This window comes from Bradyrhizobium sp. P5_C11_2 (assembly GCF_054049755.1).
Map to the genome: position 1 here is coordinate 1 of NZ_JBFULT010000583.1, position 4,650 is coordinate 4,650.

The following is a 4,650-nucleotide window of genomic DNA, read 5'->3' on the forward strand; positions in this document are numbered from 1 at the left end:
ATGCGGAGGCGAGTCGCGCCAGCCGGAAAACGCTTCCGCCAGCGTATGATAGCCGGCCGAGACGTTCTCGACCGCCACGCTGGCCGGATAGCCGCCGGCACTGAGGCGCTTGGCCAGGGGCGCGCGGACGTCGTGGTCCATCTTGTTGGCCGCCGCCATGGCCTGGGACTGGGATTCCGCAAGCCGCATCAAATCGGGATCGATCACGACGGTGCCGAGGCCGTTGTTCTGGCGGTATTGCGAGATCATCACCGCGGCCGCCGGCGCATCGAGCTTGGCGCCCGGGACTGCCATGTCGGCATACATGGACGGCTGCTGTACCGGCGCTTCGTTGCCGGCGCAGCCGGCGAGCAGCAAAGTGATGAGTATTGCGGCCGCAGCGCGCATGAATCAGAGCCCCCAGATGAGGGGCCGTTGTTGCATACCAACCGTGGCTGAAAGGTGAATTTTGAGGAAAATCGAAGCAAGTCATTGCGGGGCGCGCGCCAGCGCGAACCCGGAATCTCGTGCCACAACCTCGAGATTCCGGGTTCGATGCTTCGCATCGCCCCGGAATGACGGTGAGTTAGCCCGCAAATATCCGGTAGCGGCGAGGCTCGAGGCCAATCCTGTCTCCGGTGCGCAGTTCCCTGCCGCGCGGGGCGTCGATCTCGATGGTCTGGCCGCCGGACAGAGCGACCTCAGCCCGCTGCACGGGGCCGAAATTCCGGACGTGCTGCACGGCGCCCTCGAAGGCGCCGCTGCCGGGCGGGCCAACCAGCATGTCATGTCGCCGCACGAACAGTTTTGACGCGCCAGGCGCAAGGCCGTCTGCCGCAAGGGCGAGCGGCCGGTCGCCGAGCCGGACCACGCCGTCCGCGATCTGGACCGGAAGCTCGATGGATTCGCCGATGAAGCCGTGGACGAAGGCGGTCGCCGGGCTTTCATAGACGTCATCGGGCGAGCCGATCTGCTCGATCCTGCCCTTGTCCATCACCACGACGCGGTTGGCGACTTCCAGTGCCTCCTCCTGGTCGTGGGTGACGAAGATCGAGGTGACGTTGATCTCATGATGCAGCGAGCGCAGCCATTTGCGCAGCTCCTTGCGCACCTTGGCGTCGAGCGCGCCGAACGGCTCGTCGAGCAGCAGGATGCGCGGCTCGATCGCAAGCGCGCGCGCCAGCGCAATGCGCTGGCGCTGGCCGCCGGAGAGCTGGCTCGGATAACGGTCGGCGAGCCAGTCGAGCTGCACGAGATCGAGCAGCTCCTTGACACGCGCACGGATCGCGGCCTCGTCCTTGCGGACCGCGCGCGGCTGCACGCGCAGGCCGAAGGCGACGTTCTCGAACACCGTCATGTGGCGGAACAGCGCGTAATGCTGGAACACGAAGCCGACATGGCGCTCGCGCGCGCCCTGCGCCAGCGCGTCCTCGCCGTTGAACGCGACCTCGCCGGAATCCGGCCAGTCGAGACCGGCGATGATCCGCAGCAGCGTGGTCTTGCCCGAGCCCGACGGCCCGAGCAGCGCCAGCAACTCGCCGTTGTCGACCTTGAGGTCGACGCCGTCGAGGGCTGCGAAGCTGCCGAATTTCTTGACGAGATTCCTGACTTCAATGGTCACGGCGGTCGTGTCCTTCGTCCAGATGGCGTTCGAGAACGGTCTTGGCGATCAGCGTGATCAGCGCCAGCATCGCCAGCAGCGAGGCGATCGCGAAGGCGGCGACGAACTGGTATTCGTTGTAGAGGATCTCGACCAGCAGCGGCATGGTGTTGGTCTCGCCGCGGATGTGGCCGGAGACGACCGAGACCGCGCCGAACTCGCCCATCGCGCGCGCGTTGCAGAGCAGGACGCCGTAGAGCACGCCCCATTTGATGTTGGGCAGCGTGACGCGGAAGAAGGTCTGGAGGCCGGAGGCGCCGAGCGAGATCGCGGCCTCCTCTTCCTGCGTGCCCTGCTCCTGCATCAGGGGGATCAGCGCGCGCGCCACGAAGGGGAAGGTCACGAAGGTGGTGGCGAGCGCGATGCCGGGCACCGCGAACAGGATCTGGATGTCGTGATCGCGCAGCCAGCCGCCGAAATAACCCTGCGCGCCGAACAGCAGCACGAAGACGAGGCCCGAGATCACCGGGCTCACCGAGAACGGCAGGTCGATCAGCGTGATCAGGAAGGTCTTGCCCTTGAAGTCGAACTTGGCGATGGCCCAGGCGGCGACGAGGCCGAACACCAGATTGAGGCCGACCGAGATCGCCGCAACCAGCAGCGTCAGCCTGATCGCAGCCAGTGCCTCCGGCTCGGCCAGCGCGGCGAGATAGGCCAGGATCCCCTTCGAGAAGGCCTGCGCGAACACGACCACCAATGGCAGCACGACGAAGACCGAGAGGAACAGCACCGCCAGCGTGATGATGACGATGCGCACCGCCCTCGGCTCGGTGCGCAAATTGTCGCGCGCCGCCGCCGCGTGCGCACGCGCCTTCGCATCGGGCGGGGAGAGCGAAACGGAATCTGCGATCTGCATCGTCATCGCATCCCCCTCAACGCGCCGGGACCCGGCTCCGCGCCCAGCGCTGGAGCCGGTTGACGGCGAAGATGATGACGAAGGAGACGACGAGCATGACCACCGCGATGGCGGTCGCGTCGGCGTAGCGGAACTCGGACAGCCGGATYACGATCAAGAGCGGCGCGATCTCGGACACGTTGGGCAGATTGCCGGCGATGAAGATCACCGAGCCGTATTCACCGACGGCGCGCGCGAAGGCGAGCGCGAGGCCCGTGAGCAGCGCCGGCGCGAGCGAGGGCAGGATCACGCGAATGATGGTCTGCCAGCGGCTCGCGCCCAGGCTGCCGGCGGCCTCCTCGATCTCGGGATCGAGATCCTGGAGCACCGGCTGCACGGTGCGCACCACGAAGGGGATGCCGATGAAGATCATGGCGACGAAGATGCCGACCGGCGTGAACGCCACCTTGATGCCGAGCGCCGCCAGCGGCGCGCCCAGCCAGCCCTTCTCGGCGAACAGCGCGGTCAAGGCGACACCGGCCACCGCCGTCGGCAGCGCGAAGGGAACGTCGACGATGGCGTCAAACAGCCGCCGGCCAGGGAAGCGGTAGCGCACCAGCGCCCAGACGATGATGCTGCCCATCACCAGATTGACGCAGGCCGCCGCGAAGGCGAGGCCGAAGGAGACGCGCAATGCGTTCAGGGTGCGGCGGCTGGAGAGGATGGCCCAGAGCTGCTCCGGGCTGAGCTCGAGCGTGCGCAGGAACAGGCCGGCGAGCGGAATCAGGATGATGACGGACAGCCAGGACAGCGTCAGTCCCATCGTGAGACCGAAGCCCGGCAATGTCCGGCGTCGTGCTGCGATTACGGTCACCAGGCCCCCTGCTAACGCCCCTCCGACAGCGCCCGATCAGTTCTTGTAGATCTGATCGAATACGCCGCCGTCGGCAAAATGTTCCCTCTGCGCCTTGGTCCAGCCGCCGAAAACGTCGTCGATCGTGAACAGTTCGACCTTGGCGAAGGAGTTTTCGTACTTTTTGGCGATCTCGGCGTCGCGCGGACGGTAAAAATTGCGCGCGGCGATCTCCTGGCCCTCCTTGGTATACCAATACTGGAGATAGGCGTCGGCGGCGTTGCGCGTGCCCTTTTTGTCGGCAACCTTGTCGACGATCGCGACCGGCGGCTCGGCCAGGATCGATTGCGGCGGCGCGACGATCTCGAACTTCGCCGGTCCAAACTCCTTCAAGGCGAGGAACGCCTCGTTCTCCCAGGCAAGCAGCACGTCCCCGACGCCGCGCTCGACGAAGGTCACCGTGGCACCGCGCGCACCGGTGTCGAGCACCGGCACCTGCTGGTAGAGTTTTCCGATGAAGTCCTTGGCCTTGTCGGCGGAGCCATATTTCTTCTGCGCGAAACCCCAGGCCGCCAGATAGTTCCAGCGCGCCCCGCCCGACGTCTTCGGGTTCGGCGTGATCACGGCGACGCCCGGCTTGAGCAGATCGTCCCAGTCCTTGATGCCCTTGGGATTGCCCTTACGCACCAGGAACACGATGGTCGAGGTGTACGGTGATGAATTCTGCGGCAGCCGCTTCTGCCAATCGGCCGCGGTGAGACCCTTGCCCGCGATGGCGTCGATGTCATAGGCGAGCGCGAGCGTCACCACATCGGCCTGCAATCCGTCGATCACGCTACGGGCTTGCGATCCGCTGCCGCCATGCGACTGCTTGATCTCGACGCTCTTGCCGGTCTCCTTCTGATAGGCATTCGCGAACGCCTTGTTGAATTCGCCATAGAGCTCGCGCGTCGGATCGTACGACACGTTCAACAGGTTGATGTCGGCGGCGAAAGCCGAGCTTGCCAACAAACCCGTCACCAGGAGGCCTGCCGCGAGCGGAACGATACGGCGCATCATGTCCATCTCCATTCACCTCGACGACATCAATGTCGTCGATGGCACGCAGGCATAACTCGGGTCGAAACGCTCCTAAGTCAACGGAACCGGATTTTCTTGTTTGCGGCGATGTAGCCCGATTGTGCTACGAACTCTTCATCGTGTGAATGCCGCATTCTGTCTTGGCCCGGCCACGCCAACGACCGGCACGCGCGTCCTCGCCTTCGGCCGTTCTGCTCGTGCAAGGCATACACCCAACCGACAGGAAACCGGACTGCACCAGCG

5 protein-coding genes and 1 pseudogene are annotated in these 4,650 nt (G+C 65.4%); all 6 read right to left on the reverse strand.

The annotated features are described in order from the left end of the window. On the reverse strand, nt 1–387 hold a 387-nt coding region (locus ACXJL8_RS34540), incomplete at its 3' end, for a CAP domain-containing protein (RefSeq protein ID WP_456686404.1). 178 nt (nt 388–565) lie between these two features. Beyond that, nucleotides 566–1,600: a sulfate/molybdate ABC transporter ATP-binding protein gene (locus ACXJL8_RS34545; protein WP_456620745.1), complete on the reverse strand. Its 1,035-nt coding sequence runs from the start codon at nt 1,598–1,600 to the stop codon at nt 566–568. Continuing rightward, a complete protein-coding gene (cysW, locus tag ACXJL8_RS34550) occupies nt 1,590–2,501 on the reverse strand; it encodes a sulfate ABC transporter permease subunit CysW (protein WP_456620746.1) in 912 nt (303 codons plus the stop codon). The genes ACXJL8_RS34545 and cysW overlap by 11 nt, the downstream gene beginning before the upstream one ends. 10 nt (nt 2,502–2,511) lie before the next feature. Further along, nucleotides 2,512–3,348: a sulfate ABC transporter permease subunit CysT gene (gene cysT / locus ACXJL8_RS34555; protein ID WP_456620747.1), complete on the reverse strand. Its 837-nt coding sequence runs from the start codon at nt 3,346–3,348 to the stop codon at nt 2,512–2,514. 36 nt (nt 3,349–3,384) lie between these two features. Beyond that, on the reverse strand, nt 3,385–4,398 hold the full coding sequence (locus ACXJL8_RS34560) for a sulfate ABC transporter substrate-binding protein (RefSeq protein ID WP_456620748.1): 1,014 nt from the start codon (nt 4,396–4,398) through the stop codon (nt 3,385–3,387). A gap of 112 nt (nt 4,399–4,510) precedes the next feature. After that, a pseudogene (locus tag ACXJL8_RS34565) lies at nt 4,511–4,650 on the reverse strand (phosphoadenylyl-sulfate reductase); the annotation flags it as partial.

Excerpts from the sequence above, each read along its gene's own strand:
- cysW (WP_456620746.1), bottom strand. The coding sequence starts at position 2,501 with ATGACGATGCAGATCGCAGATTCCGTTTCGCTCTCCCCGCCCGATGCG.
- ACXJL8_RS34560 (WP_456620748.1), bottom strand. The coding sequence starts at position 4,398 with ATGGAGATGGACATGATGCGCCGTATCGTTCCGCTCGCGGCAGGCCTC.